Origin of the sequence: Pedobacter sp. AW31-3R (assembly GCF_052180285.1) — a bacterium.
Classification (GTDB): domain Bacteria; phylum Bacteroidota; class Bacteroidia; order Sphingobacteriales; family Sphingobacteriaceae; genus Pedobacter.
This window is the reverse complement of sequence record NZ_CP197475.1, coordinates 3,357,736-3,378,683: the sequence shown is the minus strand read 5'-3', so window position 1 is coordinate 3,378,683 and position 20,948 is coordinate 3,357,736. Positions and strand designations below refer to the sequence as shown.

Sequence of the window (20,948 nt, the reverse complement as noted above, 5' to 3'; positions counted from 1 at the left end):
CTAGCCTATTACTGGAATGGTCAACTTATACCCCATTCCATACACTGCTTTAATATAGTCGGGAGCCCCTGCATTCATCATTTTTTTTCGTAAGTTTTTAATATGGGAATAGATAAAATCATAGCTGTCAGACAGATCAATATCATCACCCCAGAGGTGTTCCACAATCGCCTCTTTCGTAACCACCCGGTCTTTATTGCTCAGCAGGTAGACCAGCAATTCGTATTCCTTACGGGTAAGGGAAATGACCTCGTTGTTCAATTTCAGTGTTTTGTCCTGTATATCCAGTATAAATTCACCCAACCGGATCTGATTGCGCCCGCCGAATGATTTGCGCCGGATAATGGAAGATACACGTGCAGCCAGTTCCGGCAAATGGAAAGGTTTTGCCAGGTAATCATCGGCACCCGTATTGAGTCCTTTGATTTTATCATCCAGCGAATTCCTTGCACTCACGATCAGTACGCCTTCCGCTTTGTCCATTTCTTTAAGCACTTTCAGCAGCTCAAGCCCGTTTCCATTGGGCAGTGTGATATCAAGAATAATGCAGGAATACTCATTGAGATGGATTTTCTCCATGGCGCTGTCATAATCATAAGCGGCCTCACAGGTATATTGCTCAGAGCTCAGGTATTTACTGATACTAATGGAAAGCTCTTTCTCATCTTCTACTATTAAAATCTTCATATGCATGTCATTACTGGGACGATCAAAGCATGGTTCTTCCAGGTGCCAAAAATTGTCAAATGCAAATAAAGATAAACAAACTGAATTAATTCTGTATGGTGGTCCTCATTCCGGAAGAACCACCAGGAATTTACACGGAGATCAGAGCTTAAATTGTAAAGTCATATAATAAGCCCTGGGATCGGAAGGTAAAATACCTGGTCCGGGATAACCATCCGCCCTTCTGGTAAAGTATTTCTCATCCAGAAGATTATTGATACTTCCAGATAAGGTAAACCATTTCCAGGTATAACTGCCATTAAAATCCATTACCTGATAGGCAGGTACTGCGCCATCAACAGCTGTAGGAGTGATTTCTGCATTCGTTGCGTCTGAATACTGTTTCGCCACAAAAGAATATTGGAGCGACAGGTTAAACCGTTTGTTTCCAAAAGCCATGCCGGTCCGGAATAACAGGGGTGGAACGAATTCCACCTGTTTATCCTGTATGGCAGCTTCCCTGGCATGGATATATTTGGCATCGATCAGGGCAAAATTACTAAATACGGATAGTTTATATTTGCTTTGTCCATTGGTCAATCCCCGCAAAAGATCTGCTTCGATTAAGCTTTCAAATCCAATATTCCTGCTGTCGGCCACATTCGTTCTCAGTCTGTACAACATGTTATCGGCATCCTTGGTAAAAATCGAACCAATCCTTCCGTTATAACGCAGGTAAAAAACACTCAGGTCGTAATATAACCAGTCTCTCAGATTTCCTCTTAAACCGCCATCTGCAGTGTATCCAAATTCATCTGAAAGATCGGGATCTACTACTGCATTCGGATTAAGTACGCGTATGTCATTAAAATTGACTGACTTATAATTCTGGGAAATGTTGGCATAGACTTCCATTTCCCGGAAGGGTTTATATGAGGTCCCGATTCCGAAAAAAACAAAGGAGCGGTTGTTTACTTTGCTTTCCTCTCTTTTGATATCTGGCACAAAACGCTGAATTTCATAATAATATCCATTTGCCTTCGTGGAAATATATTCAAATCGTGCACCCGGGGTAATACTCCAGCGTTCACTGAGCTGAAAAATATTCTCCGTAAAGGCCGCTACGTTCAGTCCGGGAAAATTATACTGGGATTTACTGGCTTCCTGATGTATAAATTTAAAATTTGGGCCGCTTCCATCATCAGCATCACCCTGCCCCCGGTCTGTGGAACCTTTAAATACGCGTATTCCGGTCAATAAGGTATGGTTCTCCTTCCCTATCAGCTTATAGGTATGCAACACACGTAGTTCAGACCCCAGGTTCTGGTAAGTATCAGAAAGAAAATCCCGCACTCCTCCGGGATCCGGCCTGTTGATATAACTCAGGATACCCAGCGCATCACGTCCGGCATTTAAGTAAAAATTCCTCCAGTTCAGCTTCGTGCTGTTGTTCAGTTGATAATCAAGGGACAGGTTAAAAAGACTCCAGTTCACCTTAAACCAATTCCGGCTACGAGTAGAAATGGAGGGGTCATTCTCAAATTCCGCATCCGTCAGTCCTCCAGGCTGCTGGGCCAGGTAATGCATATCCGTATATTCTGCGGTAACCTTCAATTGTCTACTGAAATCATAATCCAGATGTACATAAGCCCCATCCTGATTATAATGTCCGTTCGGGCGCCAGCTGTCACCTTTCTTATGCTGATAGTAGGCGTAATAATTGAGTTTCTTAAGCGTCCCGCCGATACTGTTGAAGGAATTAAAAAAACCAAAGGAACCTGCAGACTGCCGGCTGGTCAATTCAAATGGTCGATCTGCGGGGCCTTTTTTTAACCGGAAATTGATCAGTCCCCCGAACTGTGTGCCGTATTGCAGACTCGCCGCTCCCCTGACAATTTCAATTCTTTCCAGGGCTTCTGTAGGCGGGTTATAATAACTTTCAGGATAGCCCAGGGCATCAGCGCTGATGTCATAACCGTTCTGACGGGTATTGAAATTGGAAACACGACTGGGGTTTAAGCCCCTTCCGCCAATCCCAAGTTGTAATCCCCCACCATCATATTCCCATATATTTAATCCCGCAACTCTGGCATACACCTGCCTGGCATTATTCGTCGCCAGGTTCGCATTGATATTTGCCATCTGCACCACTTCAGTTTTCTTGCCTGCATAAATGGCGGTGCCTTCTACCTGCTTTAACCTGTCTGCTCCCCGGTCATTCACCATCGTAATGGCAACACTATCCAGTACCCTCGAATCTTCCTCCTTCAACCTGATCTCAAGGTTCAGGTCTTCCAGCCGGACACTTATTTTCTGCGTAAAGGTTTTAGCACCTACAGCGGAAAGGCGCAGCACATAAGCCCCGCTTTTTATCCCCTTAAAAGAGAAATTTCCCTGCTGATCGGTAGTGGTGACCAAGCGGACCGGCAACAGCATTACGGTTGCCCCTTCAAAGGCATGCTGTTCAAAAAAAACTTTTCCGCTTAGGGTAATCTGCTGGGCTATTGCCGTTCGCAAGCATAAAGAAAAGCATAATAAAAATAAATATTTCATGGGATCAGTTAGAAAATGGGAGGATAAAATTGACATGCCGCCAGCTCAGTTCCTGTGCGGCGAGGTTGATATTTGGATCTATAAAAGCTTTGGAACGCCGGCCATTCAGGGCCACATATCCTTCAGCATAAACTTCTGGTCGCAGGATATGGCGTTCCTGATATATTTTCTTCAGGTAATGGGCATAACGCAAAATCATGTCGGGCTGTGTGCTCATCATTTTTTCCTGCTGGGCTGTTAAAAAATCAGGATTATTGACTTCAAATACTCTTCCGGTATCCGGATCCTTCACATAAAAAAAGGTATTTCCTGATTTTTCCATCAGCATCACGCGCCAGGAGAAGCGGTATCCCTCTTCATACCAAAATAGTGGTCCGGGATAGCGCAAGTACCGGAATGGAATCAAGACTTGCAGCAGGAAGAACAAACCCAGTAAAACGGAGAGGCTATAGTGAACATGAATGCTGCCCCCCGCCTTTGCAGACCCTTGCTTAAAATATTCTTTTCCCGTAAGGAACGAAAGCCAATATTCATGAAAACCGGCATCCATAAAAATGAGGCTTGATAAGATCATGACATAAGGAAACATTCCAATGGCCGGAAAAAAAAGTGCGGTAAACAAATGAAAGCCAATCACGGCAATGTAAGCATAAGGCCTCGTGGTTTTATGCAGCAGAAAGAAAACAATAAACAGATCGTAACAGGCACCTAGCCAGCTAAATGCGTAGGCTATCCATTCTTTATACATCAACGGCCCTATCAGTGGCAGATGGCTTTTTGCCGGTAACCATATTTTTAAAGGCAAGGCTTCCAGCATCCAGTCACCATTCAGCTTCGCCAGCCCCGCAAAGAAATAGACAAGGCCCATTTGCAGCCGGAGTACCCCAACCATCCAGAAAGGAACACAGGTGCATTTCCTTTCTGGCTTCAGGTATACATCCACCGCAAAACTGCGGCCTGCCGGCAGAAAGATCAGCAGGAAACTCACTATACTGATGAAATAATAATGATTGAGATAGTTCGTGATATCAATTAACTCTGTATAGCTGAAAGTGATAAAGAACAGTACAATGGACAGCCGGTACCATAGACCGATCAATATTAAAAAAGCAGCGGTCCCCATCACCAGGAACAAGAGGTATGTACCTGTCATTCCCAGTGGTTTCACCCAGTCAAACCCCATATAGGTAAAGTAAAAATGCGGATCAATGTATTGTGTCCTGATCCAGCCATTGAACCAGAAACGCAATACACTGAACAGCATAATGGCACCGAAGGTTATCCTGAAAGTGACCAGTGGAGCAATAGACACCGGTCTGTTCAGCCAGTTCTTAATCTCCGTCATTGTCAACATAAGTAATTCTGACACTTAATGCAGAAGCCATATCAGTCTTCAGCGCAGTCAGTAAAGTCTGGATCTCTTTATAGGCAGCATCTACTTCTGTTTTATGATTGACCAGTGCAGCTGACAATGGACCTGGTATAGCCTGAAGCTTGTTTATTGACTGATCAAAATAGCTGAGAATAGCTTGGTTGAGGTCCTTTTTATTCAGGGCAACTACATAAGCCGACAATCCGTTTCCGGCACTTCCCCCGGTATACAGTAATTTTAGGCTGCTGAGATTTTCAATGGCTAAAGCCAGTGAAATACCTGAATAATAACCTTCACATTTGTTTGCGAAGACAATCCCTCCCGATTGCTTGCCATATGGCCATCCTATTCTCGGGCCCTTTAACTGATCCATTTCATAGGCAAACTGGTTGACCAGGTAACCGATTGGACTGCCTGCGTCTGATTTGGTATTCGCAATAAACTGAGTACGGTAAGTGTTTTTCCAGGTATTCCATACCGAAGAGTTTAACTCCTGCATCCTGTTTAAAATATCGCCCACATACTTTATCCGGTTCGCACTTCCTGCAGCGGTTAACTTCTGAATAGCATCAGGAGCGAACAGCAGATAGTCAAGTGCGGGGAATCCCTGCTGGTTCACTGTACTGTTCAGACTGAGGTTATAACTGCCTGAAGAAATATTATTCTCTATCTTTTGAAGATCTGAATTGTCATTGGTCGTTGCAGGAAGCGTGTTCATGAAATTGGTGTACAGCAGTGTTTCCGCCGGTCCAAACTGACTGAACGATGTTCTTTCGAAGGCCAGGTAGGCTGCTTTGAAAGAAGGTAATAAGTCCTGCTGCCGGGAAACATCAGGAGCAGCAAGAAAGGTATTGATTGCCGGGACAAGCAACAGCAATTTTTGCTGTAAATCTGCATAAGCAGGAATGAGGAGTTGATCTGCATAATTGGTTAACATGGCTGTTTTATCAAAACCATTGTTAACAGCTTCGTCTACAGGGCTGCTGCTTTTACCACAGGAAAAAGTAGTCAAAAGCAAAACCAGTAGCATTCCGTAAATCTTTTTATTGGGCGTCATCATGATCTATTTCTAATAAATGGTAAAACTCCCTGCAAACAAAAATGTGCAGGGAGTTTTTACAGGCAGCATGAAGTATATCTTATTCAGGCAGGCTGTAAGTTGTTTTCAATATTGTAGCAATTTGCTTTAACTTGGTAAAACCTGTTTCACCAACCAGTGTATACGCATCATTTGTGGTGATGATATTCCACATGGTATTGTAGTCGGCATCACTCAGCTTACTCTTTGCCTTCACCCTGTATTTTAACGTTTCAATAAACCCGTGTGCTTCAGAAAGGGCATGAAACTGTGTTCCAAAATTACCCACATTGGCCGATTGCTGAGGAATGTTCATATAGGCATAGGCCGCATTTGCCGCAAGTTTTTCCCAGATCATCTGAATATCAGTAATGGCCTGGTCACGGACCTTGATATCTTTAACAGCAATAGCAGCACGTCCTTTCCTGAACGCCTCCCAGATAATTTTCCCCGCAGTGATGTTTTTGCCTCTTTCTGCAAGGTATCCACCCCATAATGCTGGTTTTTCAGGAAAAACAAGTGCATTTAAGGGAGCAACGGTATAATCCTTATCCGGAGAATAATCTGCCGGAACAGCCAAATACCCGAACGCTTCATCCCAGTGCTGCTCCTGCAGGGCAACCGTAGCATCTGCCGGAACTGCAGAAAGAATATCCATCGCTTGTTTAAAGAACAAACTGCCCATCATGCCTTTTAAAGCCACCTGACCATATTCATACCCATCAGCACCGACAATAATTTTACTTGTTGCACTGCGCATCAGGTATCCAAAATTACCTTTGCTGGCAAGTACATCATTCGATTGGCTGTTGCTGACCAACAGGTCTATGTATCCTTTGAACTGGCTTGCGTCTGTTGTTTTATCTGCCAGCTTGATTCCGGAACTATTCAATGCCGCATTGGCAAATGGGTTGTTCGTGTTATTGAACATATTGGTGGTTTTGCTACCGTCAAGTTTCACTGTGGTAGCAGATTTCATATACACGTCCAGTTCCAGCATCATCTTCACCCTGTTTGTAGATGAGGTGTAATTGGCTCCTGTGAAATTGTAAGTATCAGGTACAGTGTATGGTGGAATAACATCTTCACTGTCTTTTTTACACGAGGTAAAGGAGACCATAGCAAACATGACCAGCATTGAACTTACGAGGAATTGTTTTTTCATTTTGAATGTAATTAAATAATTAAATAAGGCAGGAATAATTTGTAACTAGTCTAAATAACTCCTATTCTTGTGCAAATATTAGCGCCGATTCTAAAGAAATTCTAAAGAATCATAAAATATTGTACGACTAACCAAATAAGTGTATGAAACTATTATTCGTGGAAGATGAACCGGTACTCGCTGGAGAAATGCTGAATTATTTCTCTTCACTGGGATACCGTTGTGAGCAGGCTTCAACCTATACACAAGCAAGAGAAAAGATCAATGCCTACACCTATGACAGTGTTGTCCTTGACATTACCTTACCGGATGGTACAGGCATGAAACTCATTTCCTCTATCCGCGAGCACAATACAGATACAGGGATTGTGATTGTATCAGCCAAAGATTCACTGCCGGATAAACTGGAAGGTTTAAACCTTGGTGCGGATGATTATATGACCAAACCATTCTATCTGGAAGAGTTGAATGCCAGGATACATGCGCTGTACCGCAGGAAAACACTCCGTGGAAATGACCAGATTAGTTTCGACGATTTTACCATCGTTCCCTTGTCGAAAATGCTCTTTTATAAAGGAGAAGAAGTGAGCCTGACCCGAAAGGAATATGAGTTGCTGATGTATTTTACGGTCAATAAAAACCGCGTAGTCAGTAAACCCTCCATTGCAGAACATCTTTGGGGAGATCATTTTGACCAGGCAGATAATTTTGACACGGTTTATGTGCACCTGATGAACCTAAGGAGAAAACTCAATACCTGCAGCCAAAAAGATTATATCAGGACGGTTTATGGGATGGGTTATAAATTTACAGTGTAATGAAACTGCTCTCCAAAACCAGCATCAACTATTTATGGGTAAGCATGCTTATAATGGCTGTTACCGGCGTGTTGTTGTTCTTTTTTTTATTAAAAACAATGACTTATGAAATAAGGGAGCAATTGGAATTACAGGCAGATATGATTGCGAAAGAGCTCCGGAAAGGAAAGATGGTCAACTTTCCATTGTTACAGATCAGCGGAGGAAAAATATCAGATTATACGCATACAGAATTTAAGGATACCGTTTTATATGACCCTCTGCAGCAGCTGAAAGAAGATTATTACGTATTAAGAAAGACCGTTGAGATCAATGGAAGACCGGTTAGGATCAAGGTCATGACAATTGATATCGGATGGGGAGGATACCAGCAGGCCATTGGGTTAATTTTCATCTTCATGGCAGCGATGTTTGTCCTTGGTGGTTCCCTGGTGAACTATTTTATCAACAGAAAAATATGGACCCCTTTCCTGCTGAATATGGATCAGTTAAAGTCGTATTCTGTTTCTTCAGAAATGTCCCTGGAATTGGTGCCTTCTGCAGTAGACGAGTTCAGGGACCTGAATCTGGCACTGACAGATCTGACTATACGTGCAAGGAAGGAATATAGAGGATTGAAGGAGTTCACAGAAAATGCTTCACATGAAATCCAAACTCCCTTAGCCATCATTAAATCGAGACTGGAGAGTATCAGTCAGCTGGAAATAAATGAAAGGATAGCAGATTACTTAATAGATGCCAAGCATTCGGTAGACCGGTTGAGCAGGTTGAACAGGGGCTTACTTTTATTGGCGAAACTTGATAACGCGGCTTTTCCTGATCAGAAAGAGATCCTGATCCATGAATTGCTGGGTAATCTTATGGAACAGATGACCGATCTTTTTGAGCATCGTGACATGGTCCTGCAAGCAGATCTTCAGTATAAAAAAATATTGGCGAGTCCTTATCTAATGGAAATTATGCTCACAAACCTGCTTTCCAATATGCTTGTACATGGTATACCGGGGACAACAGTCCACATCAGATTAGATGATCGGGGGATGGTATTCTCTAACCCGGGGGCACCTCTGCCCTTTCCACAGGAAAAATTGTTTAGCCGTTTTGGCAGGACCACAAATGAGTATGAGGGCAACGGACTTGGATTATCCATCATCAGACAGATCTGTCTTACCCATCAATGGGAAATCACTTACTTTTACCGGCAGGAGCAGCATCATTTTGAAATCCTTTTTGGCGACAGACCAACGCTGCATGACTGAAAACCTTTCTTCTTCCTAATAATTCTATTTTTAATATAAATCATCAATTATCTTTCTGATATTTAAATCGACATGATCGTATCAGAAAAAACACTAAAATGGGGGCTCTGTCTATATCCTCCTATGTTATTTCAACGCATTTGGGTTCGCAGGTTTCATCAGGGATTCAGGGGTGTAGATGTAAAGATTAACAAGAGCCTTTTCAATAAAAATTATAACGGATCCATCTTTGGGGGGACCATATATGCGGCGACCGACCCCTTTTATGCCCTGCTATTTGATCAACTGCTGCAACGGGAAGGGTTTAAAATCAGGGTTTGGCTGAAAAGTGCAAGTATACAGTATTTGAAACCAGGACGCTCCGATCTCTTTTTCACTATTGTGGTGACGGATGAAATGTTGAATGATGCCATTACGGCATTGAATACTACCGGTAAATTTATCATGGCTTACCCTATGGAAATCCTAAACAAACAGGGCGAGCTTTGTGCAACCGTAATGAATGAAGTTTACATTAGAAATCTGCATACAGGTGAAGAAGGACGCGTAGCCTACTAGTTATTTTTTTGTTAAAAATCCGTTGAACATGAATTTAAGGAAACTAATTTTGCAAGGTGAGGGAACAACGCTCGATTTTAAGAAGACAATTACCAACAATGAAAAAATAGCAAAAAGTCTGGTTGCTTTCGCCAACAACCGCGGTGGGCAACTGCTGATCGGCGTTGCCGATGATGGGTCGATTAAGGGAGTAAAGTCGGAAGACGAGGAAAAATACATGATCCTCAAATCTGCGCACCAATTCTGCCGTCCGGCTATAGAACCTGAATTTGAAGAAATTTATATAGAAAGTAAACTGGTGCTGGTGGTGACGATTCCACAGAGCAATACCAAACCGCACTACGCACTGGATGAAAATAAAAAATGGTGGGTATACTTCCGGGTAAGGGACAAAAGTATCCTTGCCAGCAAAATTATTGTCGATGTACTGAAGAAAGACAATACCCAGACGGGACAGCTGATCACCTATACGGATCAGGAAAAAAAGCTCCTGCAATTTCTTGATACTGAAGGAAGAATCACCCTGAAGCAATTTTGCAAGCTCGCCAGAATCTCACATAAACAGGCCCAGAGGATATTGGTAAGCCTTATTCTTACCGGACTCCTGCAGCCGCATCTTTCAGAAAAAGAAGAATATTTTAGCCTTTTAGAACCTAAATAAGCCTAGCTTTGCGTGTTCACACGACAAGATCATGTTAAGTTCACTCTACGCAAAATACAAGCCCTATTATTCAGACAACCTTCGTCTCGCTATGCCGATTGTGGTATCACAACTCGGCCACACCATCGTCCATCTCGCCGACAGTGTGATTGTAGGACATTTTGCAGGAACCATACAACTGGCAGCGGTATCGCTGGTGAATAGTCTTTTTATGCTGGTCATGGTATTGGGACTGGGCATTTCATACGGACTTACGCCATTGATTGCACAGGAAAACGGGCGTAAAAACCAGGAAGAATGCGGACGGCTGCTGTCAAACAGCCTGCTGATTAATTTCATCATGGGTATCTTATTGTATACGTTTGTACATTTCGGCACACTGCTCATTATTGATCATATTGGTCAGTCGCCGGAAGTAGTCGCCTATGCCAAACCTTACCTTTCTTACCTGGGCCTTTCCATTATTCCTTTAATGATCTTCCAGACTTTTAAACAGTTTACGGAGGGACTTGGTTTTACCAAACAGGCCATGTTTATTTCCATCTGGGGGAACCTGCTGAATATCATCCTGGGAATTATCTTCGTCAAAGGCATGTTCGGCATTGCTCCGATGGGGGTAAAAGGCGTAGGCCTGAGTACTTTAATCGACCGTACACTGATGGCTGTGGTGATGTCTTTTTATGTATTCAAATCGGTTAACTTCAAGAAATACCTGCGCACTTTCAGTTTTACGCTAATTGATAAGGTCAGGAGTATGAAAATCCTGAAAATCGGGGCACCTGTAGCCTTGCAATATTCCTTTGAAATCAGTGCCTTCAGTGGTGCGGCCATACTCACCGGAACGATCGGGGCGATCCCTCAGGCTGCGCATCAGGTCTCCATTAACCTGGCTTCAATAACTTATATGCTGGCCAGTGGAATTGCCTCTGCAGCAACCATAAAAACGGGTACTTATCTGGGTAAAAACAATTTACTCGACCTGAGAAGATCGGCTATAGCAAGTTACCATGTCATCATTGCATTTATGTCGGTCACGGCCATATTCTTCATTTGTGCAAATACGATTCTTCCTTTTATCTATACAGAAGATCTTCAGGTTGTACAGATTGCAGCTCAGTTATTGATTATTGCCGGATTCTTTCAGTTATTCGATGGTACACAGGTTGTTGGCCTTGGTGTATTGAGAGGAATCGGGGATGTGAATGTCCCAACCTTCATTACTTTCGTGGCCTACTGGATCATTGGTATACCCCTCGCCTATTTTCTTGGAATCACGCTAAATATGGGCGTAAATGGCATTTGGTATGGGCTAACCTTTGGTCTACTTACGGCTTCTTTCCTGCTTTTTTTCCGGTTTCAGAAAAAAACAAAGGCGTTGGTTTCCCATACGGCATTACATGTTTAAACTTCTATCTCTCAAAATAACAGAGCTTTAGGGAATAAAAATAAATTAGGCTTGAATTTTGCCATTGTTTTAGCGTCAAGAGAACGCTACACTATGATTGCATTTATACTTCCCACACTTACAGAGCCTCACAAAAGAATTGACCGGCAGTCGGAGGCAGAAAAACAATTGGTAGACCAGCTGAAAGCCGGGGAAACAAAGGGGATAGAAAAATTATACAAGCTCTATTCCGCTTCCCTATATGGAATCATTATGAAGGTTGCCAAAAATGAAGATATGGCACAGGATATCCTGCAGGAATCCTTCGTGAAAATTTGGAAATCGGTTAACCAATATGATGAAGGAAAAGGGAAATTGTTCACCTGGATGGCCAGATTATGCAGAAATACAGCTATAGATCATTTAAGGAGCCGTGGAGAGTTGAACAGTTCCAGAAATGAGGAGCTGGATAATGTCATTGCCGAGGTAAACCATGAATATCAATCTTCTTTTAACCCTGAAACCATAGACCTCAAAAAATTGATAAAAATGCTCTCCCCTATGCAAATGAAGATTCTCGACCTGGTGTATTTTGAAGGGTATACGCAAGTGGAAGCAGCAGAGAAACTGGCTATTCCTGTCGGTACGATAAAAACCAGGATACGTAATGCAATTATCACCTTACGCTCATTTTATTAAAAACAAGCTTTTTTCAGGTAGAATATCCTTTCCCTGTCTTGTTTATGGTACATGATTTGCCTGTATGATCCTACAGATTATATGGCTACATTTGCCCTCCATACATGAAAAGAAAAATCAACCTGCTCCCATTTATATTTATTGCACTCTTCATTTTCCTCTTAAACTGGTATACCCTTTCCGGTCTGCTGGTGATCAGTACCTCCAAATTCCTTATCCCGGTTTTCTGGATGTCCATAGCCGGAATTTCCGGAGCGTTCATTTATGTACTGTTGCAGTTTGGCAGAAAAAAGGAGGTAGATTTCTTATTTACGTCGATTACCCATACCGTGCTGATCCTGCTCACCGCAGAGCTGGTTTTATCCCTCTCCCTGTTTTTGGGTGATGGTTACCGTCTCTTTAGCGGTTCCTCAAGAAGTTTATACTGGGTAGAGTTCTCTTTCCTGCTGTTCACATTCACTGTCCTCCTGTTTATTTATGGGATGATCTTTGGTAAATACAAGTACAGGGTCATCAGACATGTATTATACTTCGATGACCTGCCTGAAGCATTTGATGGTTTTAAAATTGCACAGATATCTGATGTTCATGCCGGAAGTTTCAATAATCCGAAGGCCATACAGCGGGGGATTGATTTAATCAACCAGCAGCAGGCAGATTTATTTGTGTTCACGGGCGACCTGGTCAACAACAGAGCAGAAGAAATTAAACCCTGGATGCCGTATTTTTCCCAGATCAGGGCACCCTACGGACAGTTCTCCATTCTTGGAAACCATGATTACGGAGATTATGTACAATGGACTTCTGAAGCCGAGAAAAGTGAAAATCTAAGGCAACTCAAGCAATACCATGCCGAACTGGGATTCAATTTACTCCTGGATAGCCATACACTAATCCATAAAGGCCAGCAGCACTTGTTCCTGGCCGGAGTAGAAAACTGGGGAGTAGGTTTTGGACAAAGGGGTGATTTGAAAAAGGCGATGTTTGGTGCTGAGAATAATGATTTTAAGATTCTCCTTTCTCATGACCCTACGCACTGGGAGGCCGAGGTAAAGACTTTTGCACCTAAAATACATCTTACTCTTGCTGGACATACACATGGAATGCAATTCGGTATCGAGGCTTTTGGTCTGAAATGGAGCCCTGTAAAATACCGTTATGCACACTGGGCGGGTATTAAAGAAGAAAATGGAAGAACCCTTAACATCAACAGGGGGTTTGGATTCCTCGGATTCTCCGGAAGAATTGGCATCTGGCCTGAAATAACCATTCTGGAACTCAGAAGGAAAAGCTGATTTCATCAGCCAGCAGAAGAGAAGAGTTTAAACCTTAAGTCTGTTGTGGATTCCTCCATTGATTCAAATATTTCATTCTCCACTTGCCATAGTCCTAAAAATACAAATGGGCAATATCCTGTTCTGATACTGCCCATTTATAAGTTCTCCACTGGCCTGAATAGCTGAATACAGTATCAAACCTGTTGAAATCAATGTTTATGCAAAAACATAAAATTTACTGTCGCGTACTGGCTGACCTTTAATAGCCAGGTATTCTCCTTTGTGATCGCGTAATGCTTTTACGACAAAAGGGTCATTGCCTTTTTCCAATTCCGTGTAGGCCAGTTTGATCCTGTCGATATGGGTATCAGCATTTACTTTCCATTTTTTATCCTGATAAAGAAAATAGCCAAATACTACCCTTGTATTTCCTTTTAGTTTGCCATCCAATCTGATGTATGCAGGATTTTCTTTCTTTAAAGGTTCCACACCTTCCAGGTAAAATTCCTTAAAATCTTTAAATGTTTGTTTTGTATGATTAATAGTGCTCATATTGCTGGTCTTTCGATGTAATTAAACAGGTGATTATGATTTGAATTCTCTTCTCTCTATGGCCTCATTGGATGAATCAGGCATCCCTTTTAGGGGACTGAGATTTGCAAAGATAGAATCAGGAATCAAATTTGCAGGCATATTCATGAATAATAATTTTGAAAATCTGCAGTGGCTGAATCCGGCAGCTTCGGTACAGCGATTTTTAACACCCTGTTCATGTAAATAAATGATGGATTCCCCCCTATTCTCCTATATATTTCAGATTTTTGTTAACCAGATCCTCAAATGCAAAACACCGAAGAAAAACCTGTACAACGTAAAATTATTCATATCGATATGGATGCATTTTATGCTGCCGTGGAGCAGCGTGACTTCCCTCAATACAGGGGAAAGCCATTGGTTGTGGGCGGGTCGCCTGACGGGCGTGGTGTAGTGGCTACGGCGAGTTATGAAGCACGGGCTTATGGGATTCACTCCGCTATGTCAGCGCGTAAGGCTATTCAGCTTTGTCCCCATGCGTTATTTGTCAGGCCCCGTTTTGATGCCTATAAAAGCGTATCGGTACATATCCGTGAAATCTTTCGCAGGTATACAGACCTCATTGAACCGCTATCCCTTGATGAAGCTTATCTCGATGTGACGGAAGATAAACTGAACATCGGCTCTGCCCTTGAAATCGCAAAGCTGATTAAGGATGCCATCAGGGATGAACTGAACCTCACTGCATCTGCAGGTGTATCCAATAATAAGTTTGTGGCCAAAATCGCGTCTGATATGAACAAACCTGATGGTTTGACCTTTATTGGTCCTTCGAAGATCAGTGCCTTCATGGAGAAACTTCCGGTAGAAAAGTTCTTTGGTGTGGGGAAGGTAACGGCAGACAAAATGAAAAAAATGGGCCTTCATCATGGAGCAGACCTAAAAAAACTTTCGGAAGAGGAACTGATCAGGAAATTCGGCAAAACCGGAAGATTCTACTTTAACATCGTGCGCGGTATAGATCAGAGACCCGTACAGCCAAACAGGGAAACCAAATCACTTGGTGCTGAAGATACCTTTGAAGAAGACCTGGAAACCATTGAGGAAATGTTTACAGAGCTGGAGATCCTGGCGGAGAAGGTCACGGCACGCTTAGAAAAGAATAAACTCAGCGGTAAAACGCTCACCTTAAAAATAAAGTTCAGCGACTTCAGGCAGATCACCAGAAATCAGTCCATGCCACAGCCCGTAGGTGATTACCTTTCCATTGTTAAAGGAGCCAAGGAACTGCTGTTAAAAGCCGCGCTGGAAGATGAAAAAGTGCGCCTGCTCGGTATCTCTTTAAGTAATTTTGGCCATAGCCAGAATTCAAAACATCCGGATCCGGATCAGCTGGAGTTATTTTAAGTCTCCATCAATGGAACAAACAACTGCCGGAAAAAAAGCGAATGCGCAGAAGAAGAAGCGGACGCTTTATGGGATAACTTCAAAAAGCAGGAACTGAGACTGCTCATGCGGAAGATAATTGTTATCTGCCACAAAGATCAGCGACTGATGTCCATTCGCTAAAAGCGGTCCAAATGTAGCTCCTTCAATATTGTCTATATAAATCCCCAGGTCATCCATATTCAGGATCAGTTTTTTAGACACCAGCTTTTTCGCTGGAGAATTGAGCAATGACGCCTTATGGATGATATTTTCCGCCCCACTGATATCGGCTAAAAATACTTTCACATTGGCTCCTGTCCTTCCTGTAGAAAAAGCCCGTTCCGTAACCAGTAATTTATTGTGCCCTATCCAAAGAATATCCGGAATGCCGTTGTTTATTGCGCCTCCTTCCTTCTGTGCGGGAAAAGGAACAGGGTCAAGCCTATAGGCATATTGTGCGGTATTGCGGTTGTCTTTCAACTCAAATTTATATAATCTTATTTGGGCATTATTCTGTGTCAGGTCGGCCTGAGGACCATCTTCAAACCTGGGTTCTTCCAGGCTCACATACAGGCTCCTGAAATCATCCGCAAAGCTAAGCCCCTCCAGCACGCCATTTCTGCGCGGTCCATTTTCCGTCTTCTGCATTTTAAGATTTGGAGGCAGGGGCAGCAGGTCCACATATTTTCCTGTGGTGTCCACCACATTAATTGTAGGATTGATAAGGACGGTATCCAGTGGTTTAAAATTCCGGTCTCCTTCACTTGTCCAGGTCAGCTGACGGGTACGCCAGTTCATCCGCATTGCCTCCGGATCGGTCGTATGCGTAGCATTACGGCTGATCTCAGGATAATACGATCCGTCCTGCTGCAGCAGTGGTACCACTGCTGTAACAGCTACCTTGTTGATTCCTGTTGCAGAAATATCAATTGTGGCCTTGTAAAACCGGGCAGGTTCCAGGTGTGAGCGGTCATCACAAATCAAATAATATTCCTTATTTTTTGCATCATAATCAATACCTGATAATCCACCGATCTTAATGCCATTAATTTGAGCATCATTGGGGAGGACAAACTGGTTTACATATTTTAAGCCCGTAATGGTTTTTAGGGTAACCTGCCTTGCTCCTGTTGATTTCGATACTGCACAACCCATGAAAAGCACAGTGATAAGCGAACAGGTGATCAGTTTTAAAGATTGGTGACCAGCCTTGATAGGTGTTTTTCTCATTTGCATCTTTTATTACGCACTTTCTAAATATAGTCACTTCTGCCGATTTAAGGGCGGAATTCAAAAACCATTGCATTAAATTAACATTTAACATTATTGCCCCAGCCACTTTATGTTTAACAATCTTGTGGTGTAACTTACTCATAATGAGATTGTGTTTGTCGAGGTTTTCATCCCAAAAATTCCATACGCCAACATTAATTTAATAAAACACAGGAATAATGGCCATTTTACACCATTTCTGATTACAAAAAATTAACAGGATATGTTATATTGCAATTAGGAAAGCGCTTAAATTTAGGCATAAGTATTGTTAAAGAAATAGTACAAACAATTTAACCAGATAATATATGCTCAGACAAAACTTTTATACTAGAAATGATATGAACATATCCGATAGTAAATTCATCAATCTTGAAGAGTATTATGAGGTAGAATACTGGAGTAAAAAATTCGACATCACTCCGGAATTGTTACAGCGTGCAGTTAAAGATTCGGGAAGTACAGAAGCTGAACAAGTAGAAAAATATATACGTAAAACATATTTTAATAAATGAGAAGAGATCTTAAACTAAGCAGCATCATCATAGTAGCGGCTTTACTTGTAATCGTTTATTTCGTGGCGAAGTATATCGTATTTCCGGTATTGCATATTGCACTCGGACTCGTTGCAGGAATCTTCACAGCGGTACTTACGGTATTGATACTTCTATTGCTTTATTTTTACCTAAAACAGGCATTCAGAAGGAAATAGAAAAGCATTTGAATACTCACACAGGGGGGATTGAGGATTTTTTCTTCTCCCCCTTTTTATTTTAGCGGTGGTTACCACAATAGATCACAACAAAGGGGAAAGCAACCGGGCCAGCTTTTCAGGCAGCTGTTTGAACAGGGGTCTTTTTTCCCATTCCCATTTGTCTATTTTTTTTGAAAAACGCAGGTCCTCATAAAACACTTTTGTCATTTGTGCAGCCACCTCACTGTCATAGATCACTGCATTCACTTCAAAGTTCAGCTCAAAACTCCGGTTATCCATGTTGGCAGTTCCGATAACAGAAAGATTTTTATCCGTGACCATCGTTTTTGCATGAATAAATCCCTTCTGGTACTGATACACTTCAACGCCTGCCTTCAGCAGTTCTCCATAATAAGAGCGTGCTGCGGCAGCAACCATCCTGGAATCTGATTGATCGGGTACCAGTAAAACTACCTTAACCCCACTCAGGGCCGCTACACATAAGGCATCCATCAGGCTTTCACCGGGAATAAAGTACGGGGTAGTAATCAGTATTTCTTCTTCGGCCATTCCTATCACCTGAATAGTAGAGTACAGAATTGTCGGATTATCAGAATCCGGGCCACTTGCAGCCACCTGAACAATAGAGCTTCCCGCACTGATATCCGGTTCACAAAAGAAATCATCTTCAATTTCCAGGGTATCATCTGTACAAAAGTTCCAGTCGCATATAAAAAGATACTGCAGGTAATAGACCCCGGTACCCGTGATCTTCACATGTGTGTCGCGCCAGTATACCGCATCGGGGCGCTTATCGCTGTTCACATACCGGTCGCAGATATTGATCCCACCGGTGAATCCAATCGTGCCGTCGATGACAATGATCTTCCTGTGGTTTCTGTAGTTCAACCGGTTGGCAAGGGCAATAAAAAGTATTTTGTAAAAGGGAAAGGCCATCACCCCGGCAGCAAGCAGTTCAGGAACCACCCGCTTGCGGATGCTGCGACTCCCGAAGTCGTCATAGATCACACGTACGTCCACTCCTTCCCTGGCCTTTTCTATCAATATATGCTTTATCTCATTTCCGATCTCATCGTCTTCATAAATGTAATATTCGATATGGATATGGTGCCTGGCATTCCGCAGACATTGCAGCAGCTCTGCAAATTTATGCTCACCATTGATCAGGATATCTACTTTATTCCTTCCACTCAAAAAGCTTGTCCCGTCATTGATCAGCAGACGCCCCAGCTTTTTATACTTCAGCATATTTTCTGGTACGGTATCCCAGATCCTTTTGGACTCCCTGTACACCTGCTGTTTGATCTGCTTCTGCATCCTTTCGTCGGTCGTTATTTTCTTGCTGTACAGCTTCCGCTTACGGTAATTGGTGCCGATACAGAAGTAAATAATGATTCCTGCAACAGGTAAAAAGACGGTGAGGATGAGGTAAGCCAGTGTTTTTGTGGTCGACCGGGTATCATAGATGATTCTTAAACAGACAGCAATGATGATCAGTACGTAAAGAATTTCCAGTATGAGTATCCAGCTGATTTCCTGCATGCTTGTGTGAATCGTTTTTATAAGTATTTATTTGATCTCCTGAATTCCCTTAATTGTTTGTACCAGTATTTTTTATGCCTGTATAATACGCATTCCTGCACCTCTCACTGCTGCATAAAAGATTGTCCTGTAGCTTTAGACACTGATTCATAAAGGCATGGAAAAGAAAAAGAGTGTTTTCTCACAGCTCCATTTTCTGTTCCGCCCACAAATTAAATCATATATTCTGAACAAATTCAAACTTAATTTGTTCGTTTTCATGAATCAGCTCCGCAAGCCTGTTAACAGGGCGGGATAGAAAAGCTGAAAACTACAAAACAGCACACTACTACCTAAAAAAATAGACCATGAACAAGAAAATTGTAATCTTCGACGATGATAAAGAAATCCTGACAGCCCTGGAATCAGTACTTGATTTTGTAGACTGGGATTTAATGACTTATGCCAGTGGACAGGATGCCTTGCAGGTGATTACCAAAGAGAAACCTGACCTCGTGCTCATGGATGTCCTGATGGATGGCTGTGATGGCCGCGAGATCTGCAGGAATATCAAAGAAGACTCCTCTTTACAACATATCCCTGTCATCCTCATCTCGGGACTTCAGAATACCGGAATAAAGAATAAAGATTTTGGCCCCAATGACTTTCTTGCCAAACCTTTTAATGCAGGTGATCTGATTGATAAAGTCTATTTTCAGCTCGCCTCATAAAGCATTGTTGCCTACAATTTGTCGAGTGCCTTTAAGATCACGCCAGTGGCGGTCCTGATTTCTTCTTCAGTGATGATCAATGGAGGTGCAATGCGCAATGCATTTTCACAATGCAGGAACCAGTCGATAACTACCCCATCAGCGGCACAAAGCTGGCTGACTTTTTCGACCTGTTCGAAGGTGTCCAATTGGATGCTCATCATCAATCCTTTACCTCGTACTTCCCTGATCATGGGATGTACGAGCAACGACCTGAACAATTCTCCTTTTTCCTTCACTCCGGCAACCAGATTTTCCTCAAGAATAGCTGTCAAACTTGCCAGTCCGGCGACGCTCGATACCGGATGGCCGCCAAAGGTTGTGATATGTCCCAGAATAGGGTTTTCTTTCAGCACGCCCATCACCTCCCTGTTCGCTACAAAAGCACCAATAGGCATTCCCCCACCCAGTGCCTTCGCCAGTAACAGGATGTCCGGAACAATTCCATAATCTTCAAAAGCGAAGAGTGTACCTGTGCGCCCGAAAGCAGCCTGTATCTCATCGAGAATAAGCAAAGCTCCCATTTCAGTACAACGTTGCCTCAGTTTTTGCATATAGGCCAAAGAAGGAACACGGATTCCGGCTTCTCCTTGGACAGTTTCCATAATCACACAGGCAGTATCTGCAGTAATATTTTCCAGGTCTTCTTCTTTTCCGAACGAAATGAACCCCACGTCGGGTAACAACGGACGGTAGGCCTGTTTATACGCTTCATTTCCCATCACACTCAATGCGCCATGTGTACTGCCATGATAGGAATGGTGGCAGGCGATGATGCCAGACCTGCCGGTAAAACGCTTGGACAGCTTCAATGCACCCTCAGTAGCTTCGGTCCCGGAATTCACAAAATAAACATTGTTCAGTTGCTCCGGGAGAACGCTGATCAGCTTTTCAGCAAATTTAACCATGGGCGACTGAACGAACTCACCATAAACGGTCAGGTGCATGTACTTATCCAGCTGGGCTTTGATGGCCTCAATCACTTTTGGATGCCTGTGCCCGATATTGCTCACGGCAAATCCCGAAACCAGGTCCATGTAACTCTTCCCTTTAATGTCATACAGGTAAAGTCCTTCCGCGTGATCTACTTCAAGGAAATTAGGATTGTTTGAGGTTTGGGCATTGTTTAGGAGGAAGAGCTGTTTGTGGCTTATCATGGTTGTTCTGATCTTTAAGCCGCAAAACTATTTATAATTTAAGCAATACCAATAGTGTAAA

At 42.7% G+C, this 20,948-nt stretch carries 20 protein-coding genes; 11 read left to right on the top strand and 9 right to left on the bottom strand.

Annotation, left to right across the window (positions count from 1 at the left end; translation table 11 throughout):
* The 5 genes from ACSBL2_RS13925 to ACSBL2_RS13905 all read right to left on the bottom strand — a co-directional run bounded on the left by ACSBL2_RS13925 (nucleotide 1) and on the right by ACSBL2_RS13905 (nucleotide 6,834).
* Nucleotides 1-687, bottom strand: a complete 687-nt coding sequence (locus ACSBL2_RS13925) for a response regulator transcription factor (protein ID WP_442587139.1) — start codon at nucleotides 685-687, stop codon at nucleotides 1-3.
* A 141-nt stretch (nucleotides 688-828) separates the two neighbouring features.
* Nucleotides 829-3,219 carry a TonB-dependent receptor domain-containing protein gene (locus ACSBL2_RS13920; RefSeq protein ID WP_442587138.1) on the bottom strand — a complete coding sequence of 797 codons (2,391 nt, stop codon included), beginning with the start codon at nucleotides 3,217-3,219 and terminating at the stop codon, nucleotides 829-831.
* A gap of 4 nt (nucleotides 3,220-3,223) precedes the next feature.
* Nucleotides 3,224-4,564, bottom strand: coding sequence for an HTTM domain-containing protein (locus ACSBL2_RS13915; protein WP_442587137.1), 1,341 nt, complete (start codon nucleotides 4,562-4,564; stop codon nucleotides 3,224-3,226).
* Nucleotides 4,551-5,651: an imelysin family protein gene (locus ACSBL2_RS13910; RefSeq protein ID WP_442587136.1), complete on the bottom strand. Its 1,101-nt coding sequence runs from the start codon at nucleotides 5,649-5,651 to the stop codon at nucleotides 4,551-4,553. The genes ACSBL2_RS13915 and ACSBL2_RS13910 overlap by 14 nt, the downstream gene beginning before the upstream one ends.
* Before the next feature lie 79 nt (nucleotides 5,652-5,730).
* Complete coding sequence (locus ACSBL2_RS13905; protein WP_442587135.1) at nucleotides 5,731-6,834, bottom strand: DUF4856 domain-containing protein; 1,104 nt, start codon at nucleotides 6,832-6,834, stop codon at nucleotides 5,731-5,733.
* Between the two features lie 143 nt (nucleotides 6,835-6,977).
* On the opposite strand from ACSBL2_RS13905, the gene ACSBL2_RS13900 reads away from it, so the two are divergent.
* The 7 genes from ACSBL2_RS13900 to ACSBL2_RS13870 all read left to right on the top strand — a co-directional run bounded on the left by ACSBL2_RS13900 (nucleotide 6,978) and on the right by ACSBL2_RS13870 (nucleotide 13,508).
* Complete coding sequence (locus ACSBL2_RS13900) at nucleotides 6,978-7,652, top strand: response regulator transcription factor (RefSeq protein WP_442587134.1); 675 nt, start codon at nucleotides 6,978-6,980, stop codon at nucleotides 7,650-7,652.
* Entirely contained in the window at nucleotides 7,652-8,911 is a 1,260-nt protein-coding gene (locus ACSBL2_RS13895) for a sensor histidine kinase (RefSeq protein ID WP_442587133.1), read from the top strand. The genes ACSBL2_RS13900 and ACSBL2_RS13895 overlap by 1 nt, the downstream gene beginning before the upstream one ends.
* 72 nt (nucleotides 8,912-8,983) lie before the next feature.
* Nucleotides 8,984-9,469: a DUF4442 domain-containing protein gene (locus ACSBL2_RS13890; RefSeq protein ID WP_442587132.1), complete on the top strand. Its 486-nt coding sequence runs from the start codon at nucleotides 8,984-8,986 to the stop codon at nucleotides 9,467-9,469.
* Between the two features lie 28 nt (nucleotides 9,470-9,497).
* Nucleotides 9,498-10,130: an AlbA family DNA-binding domain-containing protein gene (locus tag ACSBL2_RS13885; RefSeq protein WP_442587131.1), complete on the top strand. Its 633-nt coding sequence runs from the start codon at nucleotides 9,498-9,500 to the stop codon at nucleotides 10,128-10,130.
* Between the two features lie 31 nt (nucleotides 10,131-10,161).
* The gene (locus ACSBL2_RS13880) at nucleotides 10,162-11,535 is read left to right on the top strand and encodes an MATE family efflux transporter (protein ID WP_442587130.1); all 1,374 of its coding nucleotides are present in this window, start codon (nucleotides 10,162-10,164) and stop codon (nucleotides 11,533-11,535) included.
* Between the two features lie 93 nt (nucleotides 11,536-11,628).
* The gene (locus tag ACSBL2_RS13875; protein ID WP_442587129.1) at nucleotides 11,629-12,213 is read left to right on the top strand and encodes an RNA polymerase sigma factor; all 585 of its coding nucleotides are present in this window, start codon (nucleotides 11,629-11,631) and stop codon (nucleotides 12,211-12,213) included.
* 104 nt (nucleotides 12,214-12,317) lie between these two features.
* A complete protein-coding gene (locus ACSBL2_RS13870; protein WP_442587128.1) occupies nucleotides 12,318-13,508 on the top strand; it encodes a metallophosphoesterase in 1,191 nt (396 codons plus the stop codon).
* Nucleotides 13,509-13,706: 198 nt separating this feature from the next.
* On the opposite strand, the gene ACSBL2_RS13865 is transcribed toward ACSBL2_RS13870, so the two are convergent.
* Nucleotides 13,707-14,042, bottom strand: a complete 336-nt coding sequence (locus tag ACSBL2_RS13865; protein ID WP_442587127.1) for a hypothetical protein — start codon at nucleotides 14,040-14,042, stop codon at nucleotides 13,707-13,709.
* A gap of 288 nt (nucleotides 14,043-14,330) precedes the next feature.
* On the opposite strand from ACSBL2_RS13865, the gene dinB reads away from it, so the two are divergent.
* Nucleotides 14,331-15,431: a DNA polymerase IV gene (gene dinB / locus ACSBL2_RS13860; RefSeq protein WP_442587126.1), complete on the top strand. Its 1,101-nt coding sequence runs from the start codon at nucleotides 14,331-14,333 to the stop codon at nucleotides 15,429-15,431.
* Nucleotides 15,432-15,497: 66 nt separating this feature from the next.
* On the opposite strand, the gene ACSBL2_RS13855 is transcribed toward dinB, so the two are convergent.
* Nucleotides 15,498-16,682 carry an esterase-like activity of phytase family protein gene (locus ACSBL2_RS13855; protein ID WP_442587125.1) on the bottom strand — a complete coding sequence of 395 codons (1,185 nt, stop codon included), beginning with the start codon at nucleotides 16,680-16,682 and terminating at the stop codon, nucleotides 15,498-15,500.
* A gap of 383 nt (nucleotides 16,683-17,065) precedes the next feature.
* Between ACSBL2_RS13855 and ACSBL2_RS13850 the strand changes: the two genes are divergently transcribed.
* Together ACSBL2_RS13850 and ACSBL2_RS13845 are read left to right on the top strand one after the other, a co-directional pair.
* On the top strand, nucleotides 17,066-17,239 hold the full coding sequence (locus tag ACSBL2_RS13850) for a DUF3606 domain-containing protein (RefSeq protein ID WP_442587124.1): 174 nt from the start codon (nucleotides 17,066-17,068) through the stop codon (nucleotides 17,237-17,239).
* Nucleotides 17,236-17,436 carry a hypothetical protein gene (locus ACSBL2_RS13845; RefSeq protein WP_442587123.1) on the top strand — a complete coding sequence of 67 codons (201 nt, stop codon included), beginning with the start codon at nucleotides 17,236-17,238 and terminating at the stop codon, nucleotides 17,434-17,436. Before ACSBL2_RS13850 ends, ACSBL2_RS13845 begins: the two co-directional genes overlap by 4 nt.
* A gap of 84 nt (nucleotides 17,437-17,520) precedes the next feature.
* On the opposite strand, the gene cls is transcribed toward ACSBL2_RS13845, so the two are convergent.
* The gene (cls, locus tag ACSBL2_RS13840) at nucleotides 17,521-18,981 is read right to left on the bottom strand and encodes a cardiolipin synthase (protein ID WP_442587122.1); all 1,461 of its coding nucleotides are present in this window, start codon (nucleotides 18,979-18,981) and stop codon (nucleotides 17,521-17,523) included.
* Between the two features lie 347 nt (nucleotides 18,982-19,328).
* Here cls and ACSBL2_RS13835 point away from each other — a divergent pair, with 347 nt between their 5' ends.
* Nucleotides 19,329-19,691, top strand: a complete 363-nt coding sequence (locus ACSBL2_RS13835) for a response regulator (RefSeq protein WP_442587121.1) — start codon at nucleotides 19,329-19,331, stop codon at nucleotides 19,689-19,691.
* An 11-nt stretch (nucleotides 19,692-19,702) separates the two neighbouring features.
* Here the strand turns inward: ACSBL2_RS13835 and ACSBL2_RS13830 are convergent, their stop codons facing one another.
* Nucleotides 19,703-20,887: an aspartate aminotransferase family protein gene (locus ACSBL2_RS13830; RefSeq protein WP_442587120.1), complete on the bottom strand. Its 1,185-nt coding sequence runs from the start codon at nucleotides 20,885-20,887 to the stop codon at nucleotides 19,703-19,705.
* Nucleotides 20,888-20,948 lie beyond the last annotated feature (61 nt).

Excerpts from the sequence above, each read along its gene's own strand:
- ACSBL2_RS13925 (WP_442587139.1), bottom strand. The coding sequence starts at position 687 with ATGAAGATTTTAATAGTAGAAGATGAGAAAGAGCTTTCCATTAGTATC.
- ACSBL2_RS13920 (WP_442587138.1), bottom strand. The coding sequence starts at position 3,219 with ATGAAATATTTATTTTTATTATGCTTTTCTTTATGCTTGCGAACGGCA.
- ACSBL2_RS13915 (WP_442587137.1), bottom strand. The coding sequence starts at position 4,564 with ATGACGGAGATTAAGAACTGGCTGAACAGACCGGTGTCTATTGCTCCA.
- ACSBL2_RS13910 (WP_442587136.1), bottom strand. The coding sequence starts at position 5,651 with ATGATGACGCCCAATAAAAAGATTTACGGAATGCTACTGGTTTTGCTT.
- ACSBL2_RS13905 (WP_442587135.1), bottom strand. The coding sequence starts at position 6,834 with ATGAAAAAACAATTCCTCGTAAGTTCAATGCTGGTCATGTTTGCTATG.
- ACSBL2_RS13900 (WP_442587134.1), top strand. The coding sequence starts at position 6,978 with ATGAAACTATTATTCGTGGAAGATGAACCGGTACTCGCTGGAGAAATG.
- ACSBL2_RS13895 (WP_442587133.1), top strand. The coding sequence starts at position 7,652 with ATGAAACTGCTCTCCAAAACCAGCATCAACTATTTATGGGTAAGCATG.
- ACSBL2_RS13890 (WP_442587132.1), top strand. The coding sequence starts at position 8,984 with ATGATCGTATCAGAAAAAACACTAAAATGGGGGCTCTGTCTATATCCT.
- ACSBL2_RS13885 (WP_442587131.1), top strand. The coding sequence starts at position 9,498 with ATGAATTTAAGGAAACTAATTTTGCAAGGTGAGGGAACAACGCTCGAT.
- ACSBL2_RS13880 (WP_442587130.1), top strand. The coding sequence starts at position 10,162 with ATGTTAAGTTCACTCTACGCAAAATACAAGCCCTATTATTCAGACAAC.
- ACSBL2_RS13875 (WP_442587129.1), top strand. The coding sequence starts at position 11,629 with ATGATTGCATTTATACTTCCCACACTTACAGAGCCTCACAAAAGAATT.
- ACSBL2_RS13870 (WP_442587128.1), top strand. The coding sequence starts at position 12,318 with ATGAAAAGAAAAATCAACCTGCTCCCATTTATATTTATTGCACTCTTC.
- ACSBL2_RS13865 (WP_442587127.1), bottom strand. The coding sequence starts at position 14,042 with ATGAGCACTATTAATCATACAAAACAAACATTTAAAGATTTTAAGGAA.
- dinB (WP_442587126.1), top strand. The coding sequence starts at position 14,331 with ATGCAAAACACCGAAGAAAAACCTGTACAACGTAAAATTATTCATATC.
- ACSBL2_RS13855 (WP_442587125.1), bottom strand. The coding sequence starts at position 16,682 with ATGAGAAAAACACCTATCAAGGCTGGTCACCAATCTTTAAAACTGATC.
- ACSBL2_RS13850 (WP_442587124.1), top strand. The coding sequence starts at position 17,066 with ATGAACATATCCGATAGTAAATTCATCAATCTTGAAGAGTATTATGAG.
- ACSBL2_RS13845 (WP_442587123.1), top strand. The coding sequence starts at position 17,236 with ATGAGAAGAGATCTTAAACTAAGCAGCATCATCATAGTAGCGGCTTTA.
- cls (WP_442587122.1), bottom strand. The coding sequence starts at position 18,981 with ATGCAGGAAATCAGCTGGATACTCATACTGGAAATTCTTTACGTACTG.
- ACSBL2_RS13835 (WP_442587121.1), top strand. The coding sequence starts at position 19,329 with ATGAACAAGAAAATTGTAATCTTCGACGATGATAAAGAAATCCTGACA.
- ACSBL2_RS13830 (WP_442587120.1), bottom strand. The coding sequence starts at position 20,887 with ATGATAAGCCACAAACAGCTCTTCCTCCTAAACAATGCCCAAACCTCA.